Here is an 18,610-nt window from a genome sequence, read left to right on the forward strand (position 1 = left end):
ATATTGAATATATATAGGGATATCACATGCAATTTGAAACGATTCTGCTCGAAAAGAACAATGGTGTTGGACTCATTATTTTAAATCGTCCTCAGGCCTTAAATGCGTTGAATAGCACAATAATTAAAGACCTTAATTTGGCCTTGGATGATTTAGATCGAGATCCAACCATCGGTTGTATGGTTATTACAGGTTCAGAAAAAGCCTTTGCCGCTGGTGCAGATATTAAGGAAATGGCTGAACTGAGTTTTCCGAATATTTATTTGGATGATTTTTTTCATCTGGCAGATCGAATTGCTCAGCGCCGTAAACCTTTAATCGCAGCTGTCTGTGGTTATGCGTTAGGTGGAGGCTGTGAGTTAGCACTCATGTGCGACTTTATTTACTGTGCCGATAATGCAAAATTCGGTTTACCAGAAGTGACTTTGGGAGTAATTCCAGGAATAGGTGGTACACAGCGCTTAACGCTTGCTATTGGTAAGGCCAAAGCCATGGAAATGTGTCTGACTGCCAGACAAATGGGCGCAGTAGAAGCAGAGCAGAGTGGTTTAGTTGCTCGAGTCTTTCCTAAAGAGGTGTTGGTCGAAAAGACCTTAAAAGCTGCTGAAAAAATAGCCGAAAAATCTGTGGTGGCAACCATGATGATCAAAGAGTCAATTAACCGTGCATTTGAAGTCAGTTTGCAAGAAGGTTTACGCTTTGAACGTAGAACATTCCATTCGATTTTTGCAACTCAAGACCAAAAAGAAGGCATGCAAGCATTTGTTGAAAAGCGCCAAGCCAATTTTAAAAACAATTAAAAATAAAAAAGGATTATATGGATATGAGTACAAATAACTTAATGATTGAAGAACATGGACATTTAGGCCAAATCAGTTTAGATCGCGTGGCAAGTTTAAATGCCTTGTCTTTGGAAATGATTCAAGGGATTCAACAGCAATTAGCACTATGGGCTGATCAAACTAATATTCATGCTGTACTTATTCGCTCAAATAGTCCTAAAGCATTTTGTGCAGGTGGCGATATTCGCTATCTCTATGATAGTTATATGAATGGTAAAGAAGATCATCAAGCTTATTTTCAAGCTGAGTATGAAATGCTGAATACCATTCGTGCGTATGAAAAACCCATTATTGTCATACTTGATGGCTATGTACTTGGCGGTGGATTTGGCTTGGCCCAAGCATGTCATGTGCTTATCAGCAGCGAAAAATCTAGATTTGCCATGCCTGAAACTGCCATTGGATTTTTCCCAGATGTGGCTGCGACACACTTTTTATCACGTTTAGATGATATTGGTGTGTACATGGCAACTACAGGCGATCAAATCAGTGCCAGCGATGCGTTGTATCTAGATTTGATTGACTACCATGTTCCGAGTGAGCAACTTGTTCAATTAGAAGAAGAATTAAGAAATTCCAAGCAACTAAGCAAGGAAAATATTGAACAATTGATTGCGAAATATATTACTCGACCAGCGGAAAGTGAACTTAGTCAAAATGCAGATTTAATTCGTAAGCATTTTGGTTTTGAGAGCATTGATGCCATTGAAAATAGTCTTGAAAATGAACAGCATAATGATGCTCAAGTGTGGGCGCTAAAAATACGCAATACCTTGGAACAACGATCTCCAATCGCGAAAAGAATCAGTTTACAACTCCAGCATTTAGGTCGTGGTCTTTCACTGAAGCAATGCATGCAAATTGAACGACATTTACAAGACGTTTGGTTTCAACATGGCGATATTGTCGAAGGTGTGCGCGCATTAATTGTGGATAAAGACAAACAGCCAAAGTGGCAACAGTCTAGTCCGACCTTAGATAAAATAATGGAGGAAATATCTATTTAATCAGTAATTTAAAAACATTCACGGTTCAAACACTTGGGTAATATTCATATTCAATTTCTTATTCAATATGAACAAGTGACTCAGCGTAAATTAAGCATATATAAGATCTAAAAATATTGATTTTCATGAAGAAAATCATCACACAAATCAAGCATCGTGAAAATGCAACATAGAAATATCTTGCAGAATAAGGAAGATAACAATGCAAAATGTACAGGGAAACACAGCTCCACCAGCTAAGTCCTCGCATCGTTTAGCGGGTATTTCCAGCATGGTGGGTACAACCATCGAATGGTATGACTTTTTTATCTATGGTGCTGCCGCAGCACTCATTTTCAATCGACTTTTTTTCCCAAATCTTGATCCCTTAACTGGCGTGTTGGCAGCATTTGCTACCTATGCTGTAGGCTTTATTGGTCGTCCACTCGGTGGCATTGTTTTTGGCCATTTTGGCGATAAAATTGGTCGTAAATCAATGTTATTGGTCACATTAATGTTGATGGGTATTCCCACAGTGATGATTGGGTTGTTACCGACATTTGAAACCATTGGTTATTGGGCAACGGTTTGTTTAATTATTTTAAGATTTATACAAGGCATGGCCATGGGTGGAGAATGGGGCGGAGCAGTCCTCATGGCGGTAGAGCATGCGCCAGCGGGTAAAAAAGGCTTTTGGGGAAGTTTGCCGCAAGCCAGTACAGGTGGTGGTTTATTGCTCGCTTCGGTGGCTTTAGGTCTAGTCTCAATGTTGCCTGAAGAAGCACTTTTTAGCTGGGGTTGGCGTCTACCATTTTTAGCCAGCATTATTTTACTGGCTGTAGGTTGGTATATTCGTGTAAAAGTACCTGAATCACCAGACTTTGAAAAAGTTAAAGCTCAAACCAAATCAATTAAAGTTCCAGCAAAACAAGTGTTTAAAAATCATCCTAAGCAGTTGATTACGATTATTTTATCTCGAGCTGCTGAAAATGCTTGGTTCTATTTGGCATCGACATTTGCTTTAGCCTATACCACCACACAGCTAAATATTCCTAGGCAAGATATCTTGTTTGCAACGATTTGTGGTGCTGCAGTCATCATGGTTATTACGCCAATTTTTGGACATTTGTCTGATAAAGTTGGGCAAAAAAACATGTTTAGATTTGGTTTATGCATATTGGCTTTATACAGCTATCCATTTTTTGCGATGTTAAATACCAAGGATCCTGTATTGGTTTGGACGGCCATAGTGATTGGTATTGGTGTGGTTTTTCCTTTGATGTATGCGCCGCAGTCACAGTTATTTTCGCGCCAATTTCCAGCAGAAATACGTTATAGCGGTATTTCAATCTCAGTTCAATTTGCAGGCGTGCTAGGTGGTGGTTTAGCTCCATTAATCGCGACGAAATTGTTGAGTATTGGTGATGGAAGCCCCAATTTAATTATTGCCTATATTTCAGGCTTTGCAGTGATTGCGATTATTGCGTCGTCATTTTTAAAGCCGGATCAAATAGAGCAAAAAACAAAAGCATTTAGCAGTAAAGAAATTAAATCTTCATAAATCAAAAATCAGGTAAACAGTAGGCTGATTTAAATATAGAAATTAATGTGAATTAGCCATAGCAATCGTTGTTATGGCTTTTTTCTTGTCTGAGGATTGTAGCAGGACAAATAATATTGTCAGTATTGCGTAGGATCTTGGCGGCACAAAATATGTTTGATGTGTAAGAGCAACAAATCAAGTTTGTTACACAGATGAAAGATTTAAGCACCAATAAATTAAAAAATATTAAATATCAAAGTCTTAATCATACTATTTCGTATAATGTAACCGTGATTATGTTACTTGCACTTCACATTGCTACAAATAAAAAGCCCATTGGTAAATTCTCTCCAGTGGGCTTTTTTTTTGTCAATGTTGCTAGGATCACAGAGGGCAGAGAAGTGCATTTAACATCAATCTGTATTATACGAAATTAGTCTTTTTATAGTTTTGGCTCTTTTCTTTCATCAATCTTATTTTTTTCTTTATAGCTAAAGTTTATCTCTATATCTTTGTTTTCATAGTATTTAATTAGTTTATATATCACATATACAATTATTACTAATAATACTAATGCTGTAATTCCTTTCATTAAAATCATTCTAAAAACCATTGATTCTATTTCAGCACTCATATTATTTAATTGTATTGCTGTTTCTTGCATTTTTTAGCCCCAGTAAGTAGTAGGTAGTAGTAGGCGCAGGCAGGAACTTGTTCCGCCGCGACTACTGCTTTTGTTTTATCGGTTCTGAGAAAGTCCACGTTCTCTAGTGTGGACTTAACTGCGGAAAAATGCACTTATCTTGGTATTATGGCTTTTCCACTGTTTCCTATTTCTATGAGTTCTATTCCTTCTTCAATAAGAATATGTACCAACTCACTGTCTCTAAGTGGTTGTTGTCCTCTTTGAATTAAAATTTTGTTTAACTCTACTGCTTTTTTCCTTAGTAACTCTTGCTCTTGTTCATTTAAGCGAACACTTTGAACCATTTTTAATATATCCAATGCGTAATTGTGGAAAATGATACATGTATTTTTGCATGCATGTATTGTGCATACTTGCATCCTTGTGTTAAATTCCACCTGTTGCATAAATGCATGCATGTAAACATGGATTCGGAATGTTAGATAAAATCGTAATGCATATACCTGTTGATGCTTCTCTAGTCGATATCGACTCAGAGGGGAATCATTGCATTTTCGGTTTTGATCTTCTTGATCTTGGTCTTTTAAAAGTCGGTTCTTGGGACGTTTACAAAGATGAATATGGTGAAACACAACATCGTGTTTTAAACCATGGTTATGAGCGTTTACCAACTTCTTATACAAGTATGGCTTTTAAGTTTTTTCATGAAGGTCGTTATTTTCCCCATGTTGAACTTAAGGCTTCACCTGCAAAAATTTTGCAAGGTCACAATGTTTACGGAACAGATTGGATAGAGGAGGGTGCAATGGAAATGCTTGGCTATCTTGCTGAATCACAACCTACGCTTTATTCAATGTTATGTGTTTCTGAAACAGAAGTATTACAGCTTGATGCTACTTATTCAGCACGTCTAAAAGACGATAATCAAGTTGCTCAAGCTTTAGATTTTATGCGCAATATGTCCTCACGTCATATTCGTAAATCACAAAAACAAATTGTTTATAAAAATACTGTTTATTTTGGTTCTGAGCGTGGCAAACGCTATGCACGTAAAGTTTACGGAAAATCTAATGAGTTTCAGCATCAGTTAGAAGAACAAATTAAACTTGCTAAATCTAATGACAAATGCGCTCAACGTGTTGTGAAAGTTATGTCTGATCCTGATCTTCAATCATGGACTAAAGGTCTATTACGGTTTGAAACAGGTATTAAACGCTATGTTTTAAAGGAACTTGGCATTCCTACAAATTTATTTCAATTAATTCGTTATCAACGTGAAAATCCTACTTTTTTAAAAGACTTATGGTCAAAAGCAAACGCTGAATTATTTAAAGCCCTTGAGGGTACTGCTATGAAATGTACTGATCCTGATTCTGTTTATAAAAATCTCTGTAATGTTTATGGAACTGTCACACCTACAGGCCGTTCAAGTGTTACTAAAGCTCGAAATCTTTTTAATTTTTATTCGTCTTTAGAGCTTCATGGTTGTGATGTTATGAAGACTCGTTACGGTCAACGCCAATATTATCAAAATATGGCTGATCTTGTAGCTGCTGGTTACTCAAAAGCATACCTTCAAAATCTACATATTGAATCTAAAAATAATGTAATCCCTTTTCTTAAACTCGTTGAAATTAACTTTGAAAATCAAGTTCCTCCACAATTTCAAGAGCCTGTTTCTACATTTAATCAACGTCAATTAAAAATCGTCGCATAGGTGAAATTATGTCTAAATTAATCTTTCAAGCAAAACTTCTTAATGTTGAAACTGGTAGCAAGGATGGTCAGCTAACAATGCGACTTATTTTTGCATCGGAACGCTATGACAAAGGACTTGATCAAATCGTTCCTTGTTCTCAAAACGTTAAAGTCGTTGAAGATCATCATCACATGAAAGATTTTTATACCTCATTTAAAGGTCGTGAAATCTTCTTGCCAATTGAGCAGTCAACTATGGATCGAAATATTTATTACCGTACTACTGGTGATGGTAAGCCGTTGATGCTTCTTGAACAAAAGCCTGTCGAATCAAAGGCTTAAAATACATCATTTCGTATAATATATAATATGTAAATAAATCAATAACTTAGGATAATAAACATAATGTCACAAGCTTATTATAAGTGCAAGAAGTGCGGGGCAAAATTCCAAAGTCAATTGGTTTATTGTCAACATTTTTACAATTGTAAGGATTTTAAAAAATGATTCAGATGCTCGTTTGGTACTTCTTTTTAGTTGGTGTACTTCTTCACATCGCTGCACCTGTAGTCATTTTTAAAATGAGAAAAGCAAAATGATTTGTATGTTCTATTCATCAGATCAAACAAGTTGTTTAGCTTATCTCTCCAGTGAAGCTGTGGGCGCTTTGATGATCATGTTTATTGTTCTTCTCGGTGTCTATGGCGTTTTTAAAATCATACTCCGCTTGATGGGGTTTAATTAATAGGGGTCTATCATGGATCAACAACAACTTGAACAATGTTTAAAAAACAAATATGGCACTGGTAAGACTGCTTTTAAAGCTTTCTTAAAAGATGCTCGTGTTTATGGTCTAGGTGCTACTTTGGGCGGTGCTTTGGCTGCTTCTAATGCTAATGCTGCTGTAGATGTTACTGCTATTGTTGGCGATCTTACTACTGATGGTACTGCTGCGATTACTGCTGTTGGTACTGCTTTGCTTGCGCTTGCAGGTATTGCGGTCATCTTCAAATGGGTTAAGGCTGCATTTTTCAGTTAATTTTTTCGGGTGGGCTTCGGCTCACCCTTTACAAGATAAATATTTAAGGGATTAGAGATTTTATGAGATTTTTTAAGTATTTATTTTTTATTTTTTTGGTTGCTTTATCTACTTCTTCATTTGCTGCTATTTATTCTGTTTCAGGATTTACAGGATCAAGTCCTTCTGCTGCTTGTATGAGTTATGCTAATAGTCAAGGGCATACTTATGTTTCTTCAAATAACCTTGTATGTAAAACAATGTATTATAATCAATCTCATGAAGCTACAATTTCTTTAGATGAAGAATGCTGGCATCCCGATTATAAAATCGTTTCCCAAGATGTTAATAATTCACAAATAAAAAAATCAATCTGTATTAGAAATAACGGAGCTATGTGTAAATACACAACTAATGAATTAACTTTAAAAAGAAAGGCTGTAATTAATGGTTATATAACCACTATTTTTGAATCTGTTTCAAAAACGCCTGATCCAAACTGTAAAGAAGATTTATTAAATACTCCTTGTGATCCTAAAGATCCTTACGGTGGTTGTTATACACCTCCTAATCAACAATGTACTCGTCAATTTGATGGATCTATTGTTTGTCCAGATGACAAAGAACCTCCAATAGAAAAAGGCTGTAAAGGTGCTGATTACTGTAAACGTCCTCCACAAGGCTGTGGTGAAGGATATGTATCTGGTACGTGGAATGGTGAACGTATTTGCATAAAGACAAGTCCTTCTACTGGTGATGGATCCGGTTCAGATGGTGATGGTTCAGATTCGGGCGGTGATGGTTCAGGTTCAGGTGGTGATGGTTCAGGTTCAGGTGGTGATGGATCAGGTTCAGATGGTGATGGGTCAGGTTCAGGCGGTGATGGATCAGGTTCAGGTAATAGTTCTAATACTTCAACAAGTACTAGTACTTCAACAAGTACGAGCAGTAATGGCTCTACAATTGTCAATGTTGTTAATAATATTTCCACTACTGTAAATATTGATATTTCAGCTGTTGTTAATGCTGTTAATAAAGTTTCTGATAAATTGACTTGGCTTAAAAATGAGTTAGTTGATTCTATTTCTGATCTTGAAAATGTATTGAAAGGCACTAATGAAAAAATAGATAAATCAAATGATCATTTGTCTGATTTAAAAGATAAAACTCAACAAACTAATGATTTGCTAGATCAAATTAAAGACGCAGTTAATGCAATAAAAGAACAAGGTACTGGTGCTTCTGATGGGTCAGGAAGCGGTACTGGTGATGGTGGATCTGATAAAGATTGTGTATCTCAAGGCGAATACGATGATATGAGTGAAGCTTCTGCTGCTCAAGTTCCTACAAACAAAATTTGTAAAGGTGAATATCATAAAACTTTAGACAGTATTAATAAGAATACAAAAGAAATTAATGAAAAACTTGATAAGAATGTCTTTACTGATGAAGGTAAGGAAGATTTAGAAAAGATTGGTCAGCCATCAGATGATCTTCGTTATACAAATGCACAATCTAATGCCCAATCTTCTATTAATGCTTTAGCTAATAAATTAACTTTTGGTTCTTCTTCTTGTCTTTCTGATTTTCAGATTCAACTTCCTATTTTTGGTCCTGTAAATATTGCTCTTTCCCAGTGGTGCAGCCTTCTTGCTTTGGTAAAAATCCTTTTTCAATTGGTTGTGCTTCTTACTTGTTTGAGAATGCTTGACGCTACAGTGAGAACTATATAATGCCTATCCCTTTATTAGTTTTACTTTATTCAGTTATCTCGGTTACGGCTAAACTTGTCACTGGAGCTGTTACTGCGGGTCTCGTTTATTACTTTTTGATGAATACGGTTCAGCCGTTAATGGATCGTTTAACTTCTCAGATTGTTAGTCAAGTTTCTGATTTTTCCTTAATTGGTGGAACGTCTTTACAGGTCATACAGTATTTAGATTTTCCTCATGCAATCTCTATTTTACTTGCTACTTCTTCTGCATGTTTCAGCATAAAAATAATGTCTATTGCTATTCGTGCATTTGGTATTAATACAGGATCATAAAAAATGGCAATTCACTTAATTACTGGTAAGCCAGGCTCTTATAAATCAGCTTATTTAATGTCTATGGCTCTCGATGAAATTCAAAAAGGGCGTTTAGTCTATTTTTGTAATTTTCGTGGTTTACAAGCTGAAAAATATCAACTTAATGTATTAGATCATTTTAATGAATGGGCTTCTGTTCCTGATGGTGCTTTAGTTATTATTGATGAGGTACAGGAATTTACACGTGATGTTCCTACTAATGCTAAAACCGAAGAACTTCCCCAGTGGATGACTTTATTAGAAAAACATCGTCATAGAGGTATTGATATATTTGTTGTTACTCAACACCCTATGTTTATTCATACGCATATTAGAAGGCTTTTAGAAAAACATATCCATATGCAACGTGTTCAGGGTATGCCGTGGAGTAATAAAAGAGAATGGCAGCAAGTTTGCTCCGATCCTGAGAATATTGATAACGCTTCAATCAAAAAAGGTTGTACCACTACAATCTATAGACCTAATAAAAAAGTATTTGATTATTATGAATCAACTGTTGTTGATACTCATAAGTTTAAAGTACCTCGAAAATTACTTACATCGTTGGCAATGGTTGGCGGTGCTTTAGCTTTTGTTTTTTGGATCGGTGCGCCTGTATTCTCTAAATATATTAATCCTACTGGTGATAAGGAGGTGGTTCAGCAAATTGCTGAAAATCCTAATGCTCCGAATCCTGATTTTTCAGCAGAAAATCAATTAAAAGTTAATATCTCAAAATGTATTGATCAATTGAATCTTACTGAGCAGCAATGTGCTGAAATGTATAATCCTGACCTTTTAACATCTCGTCATGCTGAATTAGAGGAAACTACAAGAAATCATATTGATATGGTTGTTGTTGATTATTCTCCTTCCGATCCTTTTAAGCCTGTTCAGGTTCAATATGAGGTTACGGCTAAGCCTGTCTTTTCGGGTTGTACTAAGTTTAATGGTAGATATTATGCTTATACTCAGCAGGGTACTAAATTGGATGTTGCTCCATCCGTTTGTCAGCGTGTTATTGATGATAATGATCGACCGTTTAATTATTTTAAGAATGATCAGCAGCTTCAAGCTAATAATTTGCAACAATCCCAAGTTCAGCAAATTGCTACACAGCCTCAAGCTGTTAATACCGCCGCAATGTGGTAAAAATGAATTTCCTTTCCTTGATTACAAAGCTCTCTTTTGCTTAAGATCGGGATTTATTAGAAAATGGGTTGGGGTTCCCATTTTCGTCACAAAGATAATCCTCACTGGAGACAACAATGACAGCAGATGAAATTCTTTGCGTATATTTATTTGCTTGTATATTTTTTAGCTCATTTGCTTTGTATGTACTTTATAAATTAGATGTATAACCACTGGAGACAACAATGATTACTTTTCAATATGTTAATGATCTTGCTGTACAACTTGCGACAGATCATAAAAAAACTGGTGTTTATAGAGAAACAACAATTTCAAAGCGAGTTCTCAAAAATAAGAAATTAAGAGGATTTTTTAAGCTTGAATATAATAATGCTTATGGTGGTGTTTATTTTAAGCATTTAGACTGATTTCGTATAATGTAACCGTGATTATGTTACTTGCACTTCACATTGCTACAAATAAAAAGCCCATTGGTAAATTCTCTCCAGTGGGCTTTTTTTTTGTCAATGTTGCTAGGATCACAGAGGGCAGAGAAGTGCATTTAACATCAATCTGTATTATACGAAATTAGTCTTTTTATAGTTTTGGCTCTTTTCTTTCATCAATCTTATTTTTTTCTTTATAGCTAAAGTTTATCTCTATATCTTTGTTTTCATAGTATTTAATTAGTTTATATATCACATATACAATTATTACTAATAATACTAATGCTGTAATTCCTTTCATTAAAATCATTCTAAAAACCATTGATTCTATTTCAGCACTCATATTATTTAATTGTATTGCTGTTTCTTGCATTTTTTAGCCCCAGTAAGTAGTAGGTAGTAGTAGGCGCAGGCAGGAACTTGTTCCGCCGCGACTACTGCTTTTGTTTTATCGGTTCTGAGAAAGTCCACGTTCTCTAGTGTGGACTTAACTGCGGAAAAATGCACTTATCTTGGTATTATGGCTTTTCCACTGTTTCCTATTTCTATGAGTTCTATTCCTTCTTCAATAAGAATATGTACCAACTCACTGTCTCTAAGTGGTTGTTGTCCTCTTTGAATTAAAATTTTGTTTAACTCTACTGCTTTTTTCCTTAGTAACTCTTGCTCTTGTTCATTTAAGCGAACACTTTGAACCATTTTTAATATATCCAATGCGTAATTGTGGAAAATGATACATGTATTTTTGCATGCATGTATTGTGCATACTTGCATCCTTGTGTTAAATTCCACCTGTTGCATAAATGCATGCATGTAAACATGGATTCGGAATGTTAGATAAAATCGTAATGCATATACCTGTTGATGCTTCTCTAGTCGATATCGACTCAGAGGGGAATCATTGCATTTTCGGTTTTGATCTTCTTGATCTTGGTCTTTTAAAAGTCGGTTCTTGGGACGTTTACAAAGATGAATATGGTGAAACACAACATCGTGTTTTAAACCATGGTTATGAGCGTTTACCAACTTCTTATACAAGTATGGCTTTTAAGTTTTTTCATGAAGGTCGTTATTTTCCCCATGTTGAACTTAAGGCTTCACCTGCAAAAATTTTGCAAGGTCACAATGTTTACGGAACAGATTGGATAGAGGAGGGTGCAATGGAAATGCTTGGCTATCTTGCTGAATCACAACCTACGCTTTATTCAATGTTATGTGTTTCTGAAACAGAAGTATTACAGCTTGATGCTACTTATTCAGCACGTCTAAAAGACGATAATCAAGTTGCTCAAGCTTTAGATTTTATGCGCAATATGTCCTCACGTCATATTCGTAAATCACAAAAACAAATTGTTTATAAAAATACTGTTTATTTTGGTTCTGAGCGTGGCAAACGCTATGCACGTAAAGTTTACGGAAAATCTAATGAGTTTCAGCATCAGTTAGAAGAACAAATTAAACTTGCTAAATCTAATGACAAATGCGCTCAACGTGTTGTGAAAGTTATGTCTGATCCTGATCTTCAATCATGGACTAAAGGTCTATTACGGTTTGAAACAGGTATTAAACGCTATGTTTTAAAGGAACTTGGCATTCCTACAAATTTATTTCAATTAATTCGTTATCAACGTGAAAATCCTACTTTTTTAAAAGACTTATGGTCAAAAGCAAACGCTGAATTATTTAAAGCCCTTGAGGGTACTGCTATGAAATGTACTGATCCTGATTCTGTTTATAAAAATCTCTGTAATGTTTATGGAACTGTCACACCTACAGGCCGTTCAAGTGTTACTAAAGCTCGAAATCTTTTTAATTTTTATTCGTCTTTAGAGCTTCATGGTTGTGATGTTATGAAGACTCGTTACGGTCAACGCCAATATTATCAAAATATGGCTGATCTTGTAGCTGCTGGTTACTCAAAAGCATACCTTCAAAATCTACATATTGAATCTAAAAATAATGTAATCCCTTTTCTTAAACTCGTTGAAATTAACTTTGAAAATCAAGTTCCTCCACAATTTCAAGAGCCTGTTTCTACATTTAATCAACGTCAATTAAAAATCGTCGCATAGGTGAAATTATGTCTAAATTAATCTTTCAAGCAAAACTTCTTAATGTTGAAACTGGTAGCAAGGATGGTCAGCTAACAATGCGACTTATTTTTGCATCGGAACGCTATGACAAAGGACTTGATCAAATCGTTCCTTGTTCTCAAAACGTTAAAGTCGTTGAAGATCATCATCACATGAAAGATTTTTATACCTCATTTAAAGGTCGTGAAATCTTCTTGCCAATTGAGCAGTCAACTATGGATCGAAATATTTATTACCGTACTACTGGTGATGGTAAGCCGTTGATGCTTCTTGAACAAAAGCCTGTCGAATCAAAGGCTTAAAATACATCATTTCGTATAATATATATTATGTTAAATAGCATATCCAAGACTGTGGCCTACACAACGCATCCGTTGCCACAGCTCGACATCGTGAATCTGTAAAATTATCATTCACGATGCCGAGTACGCTAATGAACATAATATACGTTATGCCGAAATCAGAATCTTATCAATTGGCGAATCTGACGTTCCTGATGTTTAAATTCAAACCCTCTCATTTTTTCAACTCGCTCAGGTTATAATAATGGTCTCCCAAAATATGATTGATCTAATATGAGCACCTCCAATGACCCTTTACACGGCAAAAAACTTGCTGACATCTTGGATGAATTATTGGATTACTACGGTGGTTTTGAAAGCTTAAGCCGCAAAATTGAAATTAGATGTTTTTGCATAGATCCAAGCGTTAAATCATCACTACGATTCTTACGTACTACACCTTGGGCACGTGAAAAAGTAGAAAGCTTATATTTGTATGTCTTACGCCAAAAAGCCAAACAGAAAGCGTAACGATGAATGCCTATGCTCGAATAATTTTGTATAGCAGTTTATGGTTTAAGATAGAATAAAACTGCTTAATCCTTCTAGCACTTCCTTGTACGCAGTATCTTCGCCTCAGATTTAAATTGATCCCTATTATGAGCAATACTTTTTCCCAGCATCCTCAAATTGGTGTAGTCACTACATTTTCTGAATTGATTCATAGTCATTTCGAAGGTCAAATGAATGCGCTTTGCTGGCAACGCAGCATACAAGGCGACTTTAAAGAAATAGTCGAAAAACTCGAACTGATTGAAAATATAACCGAAATTTCTATAGATGATCTGATGAAGTTAACACTTTCATCGCAAGGCCATTTAGCCAGAGAAGTTATTTTAAATGATCTGCAACAATTAACAGAATTTGGTGCATCACCTTCGTTGAACTTGCTCAAATGTTATGAACGAGATGATGAATTCGATTTCATCTCAACCGATGTTTATTCCTTTCATGTCGATCGATCACCTATCGCTACCGATACCTTTTTATGTACATATTATGGTGCTTCCAGTGATATTGTGCCAAATGATCAAGTGACACAAAGAATCTTAATTCCTAAAATACGAGAACAACTTAAAGATTTGTACGATGGCGCTACCTCAGAATTTGATGATTTTTTAGCGGAATATTTTTTTGATTTACATTATCAGCTCAAAGAAAATGCTGTGCCTGTAAATCTAGGCAATGGTCATCTTTGGCGTTTAGCGGTGGATCATCCTACACAGCAAGTTTTGCCTTGTGTACACCGCGCACCTGTAGAAAATGTAGGTGAATATCGGCTTATACTGATTTGCTGATTTTAGCTGTGTTTAAATATTGATAAATCGTAAGTCCATACGATCCATTCTGTCTAATGAATGAACCGTATGGGTTAATGCAATATCGTTTTAATCAAAATTGCTTAGTCTAGATTATTGAGATCGAGCTGTATTAAGCCAGCGGTAAAGCACTGGCAATAGCACCAAGGTCAGCAAGGTGGAAGAAAGAATACCGCCGATCACAACCGTGGCTAAAGGCCGTTGCACTTCCGCACCTGTACCTGTTGCCAAAGCCATTGGTACAAAACCTAAAGAGGCAACACAGGCAGTCATGAGTACTGGGCGTAATCGAAGTACAGCGCCCTGCCATACGGCTTCATGTAATGGATATTTGTCCCTCAGCTCTTTAATAAAGGTCAGCATGACTAGACCATTTAGCACAGCAACGCCTGAGAGTGCAATAAATCCAATCCCTGCAGACATCGAAAGCGGAATATCTCTTAACCAAAGAAACAATACACCGCCCGTTAAGGCAAAGGGTACGCCAGTAAAGACCAGCAGACTTTCTTTCACATTATGAAATACTGCCATTAATAAAATAAAGATGGTCAGTAGTGCTAAAGGAATGACAATTTGCATTCTTGCTTTGGCAGATGCAAGGTTTTCAAATTGACCGCCATATTCAATCCAATAACCGCTTGGTAATGCATATTGTTTCAGCTGAGTCTGCATATCCGCCACAAAAGAACCTAAATCACGGCCTTCAACATTGGCAGTCACTACAATACGGCGTTTACCATTCTCACGGCTGACTTGATTGATCCCATCTACATTATTAGACACTGTGGCAACATTTGAGAGTACAATACTGCCACCATTTGGCAACTTTAACGGTAGTTGTGAAATTTTACTTACATTACGATCTTGATCATTTAAACGAATAACAAAATCAAAACGGCGGTCGCCTTCTAAAATCTTCCCTACACTTTGTCCGCCTACACTGGCTGCCACAGTATCCTGTATAGATTTAACACTTAAACCATATTGCGCAGCCAAAGCCTTATCTATTTCAATATTTAATAAAGGTAATCCTGCAGTTTGTTCAACTTTTACGGCGCTACTCCCCGCAACTTGCTGCATAATTTTGGCGATTTTAGTGGCTTCTGTGTTGAGCACTTGCATATCATCGCCAAATATTTTAACGCCCACATCACTACGCACACCTGAGATCAGCTCATTAAAGCGCAGTTCAATAGGTTGGGAAAACTCACTGTTATTACCTGGAATTGTAGCCACATAAGCCACCATACGGCCACGCAGTTCATCCACACTTTCCTTAGGGTTTGGCCATTCATTACGTGGCTTGAGCATAATATAACCATCGGAAATGTTCGGAGGCATAACATCGGTTGCCACTTCTGCCGTACCTGTACGAGCAAATACAGCCTGAATCTCTGGAAATTTTTTCAACAGCAGTTTCTCAGCGTTTTCCTGCATTCTTAATGATTCTTCTAAACCAGTGCTTGGTGAGCGCATAAGTTGAACTGCAAAATCACCTTCACTCAGCTGTGGTGCAAACTCACTGCCAATTTTGGTGCTTAAAAGCCCAGTAATGAGCAGTAAACACAGTGCAAAAGTCATCACTACAGCCTTGTAATGAAAGGCTGTATTTAATATTCGAAGATACTGCTTTTTCAGCCAAGTCATCCAACGGCTTTCTGTTTCTTTAATTTCACCTTTTACCCAAAGCGCTACAGCAGCAGGTACAAATGTAATAGACAGAATGATCGCCGCCACAAGTGCCAATACCACAGTTAATGCCATCGGATGGAACATTTTTGCTTCTACACCGCTTAAAGCAAAAATTGGCAAATAAACCACTAAAATAATTAATTGTCCAAATATCAGCGGACGGCGTGCCTGACGTGCAGCCAAAAAGACTTCTTTAAAGCGTTCATTTTGCGTTAATGGGCGTTTCAACATTTGCTGTGCATGGGCTAAACGTCGTATACAGTTTTCAACAATCACCACTGCACCATCAACAATAATCCCGAAATCAAGCGCACCTAAGCTCATTAGGTTCGCGCTGATATTCTTTTGTGCCATGCCAGTTAAGGTAAATAGCATTGAAAGTGGAATAACGCAGGCAGTAATTAAGGCGGCACGGATATTACCTAAAAAGATAAATAAAATGATAATGACCAGAATTGCGCCTTCAACCAAGTTCTTTTGAACGGTTTTAATGGCTTTCTCTACCAATGTGGTACGGTCATACACTGTTTCAATCTTTACCCCTTTGGGTAAGCTGGCTTGAATGTCTTTAATTTTGGCATCTACAGCTTTCGAGACAGTTCGGCTATTTTGTCCCATGGCCATCATGGCAATACCTAAAACGGTTTCTTCGCCGTTATAGGTTGCACCACCTGTGCGCAAATCATGCCCTATCGATACTTGCGCAATATCACCCACCCGAATTAGACTGCCATTAGGGCTGTCAATCATGGTGTTTTCAATATCTGAAATGGTGTTTAAGGTTCCCGGCACTCGAACTGTTAACTGCTGACCATTTTCTTCAATAAAACCTGCACCACGGTTTTCATTATTTTCCGTGAGCGCTTGCTGTAATTGTTCTAATGACAGATTCAGCTGTTGCATGCGGTTTAAATCAGGTGAAACCACGTAGGTTTTATTAAAACCACCAATACTGTTGACCTCGGCAACACCTTGTACACGCTGTAATTGCGGACGCACAATCCAATCTTGAATTTCACGCAAATCCATCGCGCTATATGCCGTGCCATCTGCTTTTTTTGCATTGGGTTCAGCTTTCAGCACCCATTGATAAATTTCGCCCAAACCTGTTGAAACGGGCGACATCGTTGGAGAAACTTGGGCAGGCAATGTCGACTGAACTTCTTGTACACGCTGATTAATTTGCTGACGCGCCCAATAAATATCCGTACCGTCTTTAAAGACAATCGTGACTTGTGACAGGCCATAACGGGAAATAGAACGGGTCAATTCCAAATCTGGAATACCAGCCATCGCATTTTCAATCGGATAGGTAATCCGCTGTTCCACTTCAAGCGCTGTAAAGCCACTGGCCTGTGTATTAATTTGCACTTGGGTATTGGTAATATCAGGGACTGCATCAATCGGCAGTTTTTGATAACTATTAATCCCGACGGCAATCCATGTACAAACAAACAGCATCACCCAAATTGCATTTTGAATTGAAAACTGAATAATGCGTTCGAATAGACCTTCTGGCTTTGGTAAATTTGTGTTCGGGTTCTCTGAATTAGTGTTCATGGCCAGCCTCGTCTTTTTCCAGTTCAGATTTCAGTAAAAAACTGCCTTGGGAAATATACTTTTGCCCTGCTTCAAGACCCGAAATCACTTCTAGCCATTGTCCATCACTGGATGCTTGTCCAAGTTTTAGCGCTTGCGCTTTTAAATGCACTTGGCCTTTTTGTTCAGATTCAACAATAAAAATACTGTCTTGACCCTCAATACTTTGCACGGCGGACTTTTGCACCCGTAATACATTCTTGTTACCTGAATCTGCCAATAGCACATTGACCATCACATTTGGGCGAAGCTCAGCAGATTGTTGTTTTAATTTGGCGCGTACTACCAAGCGTCCAGTTTGTACATCTGCCTGTGATGTCAGGCTTTGTACCTCCGCGCTATAGAGCTGATCTGAGCCATTGATTTTGAAAGAGACGTTTTGACCCGTTTGTAATTGTGCGGAATATTGATGAGTTAAGTTAAATTCTAGCCACAAATCTTTTAGCTGTTCAATGGTGAACAATTGATCTGCCAATTGCACATTTTCACCTACAACAATATCTTTTTGACTGATTACACCTGCAATAGGCGCACGAATGATAAATCGTCCGTTTTGACCGCTATTCGCGCCCAAAGCTTGCAAGCGCGATTGTGTCGACTGTACGCTAATTTGAGCCTGACGATAGGCATTTTCAGCACGCTGATAATCTTGCTTGGCAGAAATTCCTTGAGACCATAGCTTTTGCTCACGCTGATATTCTTGACGGGCTAAATCTAAATTGGCTTCAGCCATACGTAAATTGGCTTGCTGATCAATCAATTCAGGTACTGACAGCACAGCTAAAGTTTGCCCTTTTTGTACAGTTTGACCGAGTGCTACGTTGACTTGTTCGACATGACCGCTGAAGTTTGGGGAAATATGTGCCTGCTGATCTGTATTAACGGCCAATTTACCTGGCAATTGAATAATATTTTCGACCAGACCACTTTCCGCAGTCGCCATTTTAATTCCTTGTTCCGCCATTTGCTGAGCGGTGAGTTGCAGTTCACCTTCTTCAGCATGTTCTGCTTCAGCATCACTATTATTAGCCTCGTTATGCTCTCCTTCATGCTCAGTTTTATCCGCATCGGATTTATTTGTACTGAACCAAAGAGCAGTAAACAGCATCAGCGTTAAGCCAATTAAAACTGCAATCATCAAAGGCTGTGAAATTTTTCCATCTTGTTTAATTTTCATGTGATTAACTG

20 protein-coding genes are annotated in these 18,610 nt (G+C 37.2%); 14 read left to right on the forward strand and 6 right to left on the reverse strand.

Annotated elements, in window-relative coordinates; all coding sequences use genetic code 11:
* Positions 1–26: 26 nt before the first annotated feature.
* The 3 genes from FTU12_RS14040 (at position 27) to FTU12_RS14050 (ending at position 3,389) form a co-directional block, all read left to right on the forward strand.
* On the forward strand, positions 27–800 hold the full coding sequence (locus tag FTU12_RS14040) for an enoyl-CoA hydratase (protein WP_180114650.1): 774 nt from the start codon (positions 27–29) through the stop codon (positions 798–800).
* 23 nt (positions 801–823) lie between these two features.
* Positions 824–1,849 (forward strand): enoyl-CoA hydratase/isomerase family protein, encoded by a 1,026-nt coding sequence (locus FTU12_RS14045; protein ID WP_180054714.1) that lies wholly within the window; start codon positions 824–826, stop codon positions 1,847–1,849.
* Between the two features lie 202 nt (positions 1,850–2,051).
* On the forward strand, positions 2,052–3,389 hold the full coding sequence (locus FTU12_RS14050; RefSeq protein WP_180114652.1) for an MFS transporter: 1,338 nt from the start codon (positions 2,052–2,054) through the stop codon (positions 3,387–3,389).
* A 424-nt stretch (positions 3,390–3,813) separates the two neighbouring features.
* Here FTU12_RS14050 and FTU12_RS14055 read toward each other — a convergent pair whose 3' ends face one another.
* Both FTU12_RS14055 and FTU12_RS14060 read right to left on the reverse strand, forming a co-directional pair.
* Positions 3,814–4,035 carry a hypothetical protein gene (locus FTU12_RS14055; protein ID WP_180114654.1) on the reverse strand — a complete coding sequence of 74 codons (222 nt, stop codon included), beginning with the start codon at positions 4,033–4,035 and terminating at the stop codon, positions 3,814–3,816.
* Positions 4,036–4,169: 134 nt separating this feature from the next.
* A complete protein-coding gene (locus FTU12_RS14060) occupies positions 4,170–4,361 on the reverse strand; it encodes a hypothetical protein (protein ID WP_180114655.1) in 192 nt (63 codons plus the stop codon).
* A 131-nt stretch (positions 4,362–4,492) separates the two neighbouring features.
* Here FTU12_RS14060 and FTU12_RS14065 point away from each other — a divergent pair, with 131 nt between their 5' ends.
* The 7 genes from FTU12_RS14065 (at position 4,493) to FTU12_RS14095 (ending at position 10,360) form a co-directional block, all read left to right on the forward strand.
* Positions 4,493–5,734: a phage/plasmid replication protein, II/X family gene (locus FTU12_RS14065; protein WP_180114657.1), complete on the forward strand. Its 1,242-nt coding sequence runs from the start codon at positions 4,493–4,495 to the stop codon at positions 5,732–5,734.
* A gap of 8 nt (positions 5,735–5,742) precedes the next feature.
* On the forward strand, positions 5,743–6,057 hold the full coding sequence (locus FTU12_RS14070) for a hypothetical protein (RefSeq protein WP_180114659.1): 315 nt from the start codon (positions 5,743–5,745) through the stop codon (positions 6,055–6,057).
* 415 nt (positions 6,058–6,472) lie between these two features.
* Complete coding sequence (locus FTU12_RS14075) at positions 6,473–6,754, forward strand: major capsid protein (RefSeq protein ID WP_180114660.1); 282 nt, start codon at positions 6,473–6,475, stop codon at positions 6,752–6,754.
* A 62-nt stretch (positions 6,755–6,816) separates the two neighbouring features.
* A complete protein-coding gene (locus FTU12_RS14080; RefSeq protein ID WP_180114663.1) occupies positions 6,817–8,466 on the forward strand; it encodes a hypothetical protein in 1,650 nt (549 codons plus the stop codon).
* Positions 8,466–8,780, forward strand: a complete 315-nt coding sequence (locus FTU12_RS14085) for a DUF2523 domain-containing protein (protein ID WP_180114664.1) — start codon at positions 8,466–8,468, stop codon at positions 8,778–8,780. The genes FTU12_RS14080 and FTU12_RS14085 overlap by 1 nt, the downstream gene beginning before the upstream one ends.
* A gap of 3 nt (positions 8,781–8,783) precedes the next feature.
* Positions 8,784–9,953: a zonular occludens toxin domain-containing protein gene (locus FTU12_RS14090; protein WP_180114666.1), complete on the forward strand. Its 1,170-nt coding sequence runs from the start codon at positions 8,784–8,786 to the stop codon at positions 9,951–9,953.
* Positions 9,954–10,177: 224 nt separating this feature from the next.
* Positions 10,178–10,360 (forward strand): hypothetical protein, encoded by a 183-nt coding sequence (locus tag FTU12_RS14095; protein WP_180114668.1) that lies wholly within the window; start codon positions 10,178–10,180, stop codon positions 10,358–10,360.
* A 169-nt stretch (positions 10,361–10,529) separates the two neighbouring features.
* Here FTU12_RS14095 and FTU12_RS14100 read toward each other — a convergent pair whose 3' ends face one another.
* Together FTU12_RS14100 and FTU12_RS14105 are read right to left on the reverse strand one after the other, a co-directional pair.
* Positions 10,530–10,751 carry a hypothetical protein gene (locus tag FTU12_RS14100; RefSeq protein WP_180114654.1) on the reverse strand — a complete coding sequence of 74 codons (222 nt, stop codon included), beginning with the start codon at positions 10,749–10,751 and terminating at the stop codon, positions 10,530–10,532.
* Between the two features lie 134 nt (positions 10,752–10,885).
* On the reverse strand, positions 10,886–11,077 hold the full coding sequence (locus tag FTU12_RS14105; protein WP_180114655.1) for a hypothetical protein: 192 nt from the start codon (positions 11,075–11,077) through the stop codon (positions 10,886–10,888).
* A 131-nt stretch (positions 11,078–11,208) separates the two neighbouring features.
* On the opposite strand from FTU12_RS14105, the gene FTU12_RS14110 reads away from it, so the two are divergent.
* The 4 genes from FTU12_RS14110 (at position 11,209) to FTU12_RS14125 (ending at position 14,110) form a co-directional block, all read left to right on the forward strand.
* Entirely contained in the window at positions 11,209–12,450 is a 1,242-nt protein-coding gene (locus FTU12_RS14110; RefSeq protein ID WP_180114657.1) for a phage/plasmid replication protein, II/X family, read from the forward strand.
* A gap of 8 nt (positions 12,451–12,458) precedes the next feature.
* Positions 12,459–12,773 carry a hypothetical protein gene (locus FTU12_RS14115; RefSeq protein WP_180114659.1) on the forward strand — a complete coding sequence of 105 codons (315 nt, stop codon included), beginning with the start codon at positions 12,459–12,461 and terminating at the stop codon, positions 12,771–12,773.
* A gap of 273 nt (positions 12,774–13,046) precedes the next feature.
* Complete coding sequence (locus FTU12_RS14120; RefSeq protein ID WP_180004441.1) at positions 13,047–13,283, forward strand: VF530 family DNA-binding protein; 237 nt, start codon at positions 13,047–13,049, stop codon at positions 13,281–13,283.
* 128 nt (positions 13,284–13,411) lie between these two features.
* Positions 13,412–14,110 carry a DUF1826 domain-containing protein gene (locus tag FTU12_RS14125; protein ID WP_180114670.1) on the forward strand — a complete coding sequence of 233 codons (699 nt, stop codon included), beginning with the start codon at positions 13,412–13,414 and terminating at the stop codon, positions 14,108–14,110.
* A 114-nt stretch (positions 14,111–14,224) separates the two neighbouring features.
* Here the strand turns inward: FTU12_RS14125 and FTU12_RS14130 are convergent, their stop codons facing one another.
* Together FTU12_RS14130 and FTU12_RS14135 are read right to left on the reverse strand one after the other, a co-directional pair.
* A complete protein-coding gene (locus tag FTU12_RS14130) occupies positions 14,225–17,383 on the reverse strand; it encodes an efflux RND transporter permease subunit (RefSeq protein ID WP_180114672.1) in 3,159 nt (1,052 codons plus the stop codon).
* The gene (locus FTU12_RS14135; protein WP_180114674.1) at positions 17,373–18,599 is read right to left on the reverse strand and encodes an efflux RND transporter periplasmic adaptor subunit; all 1,227 of its coding nucleotides are present in this window, start codon (positions 18,597–18,599) and stop codon (positions 17,373–17,375) included. Before FTU12_RS14135 ends, FTU12_RS14130 begins: the two co-directional genes overlap by 11 nt.
* Positions 18,600–18,610: the final 11 nt, after the last annotated feature.

The sequence above is a fragment of the Acinetobacter sp. YH12063 genome (assembly GCF_013419715.1).
Taxonomy (GTDB): domain Bacteria; phylum Pseudomonadota; class Gammaproteobacteria; order Pseudomonadales; family Moraxellaceae; genus Acinetobacter; species Acinetobacter amyesii.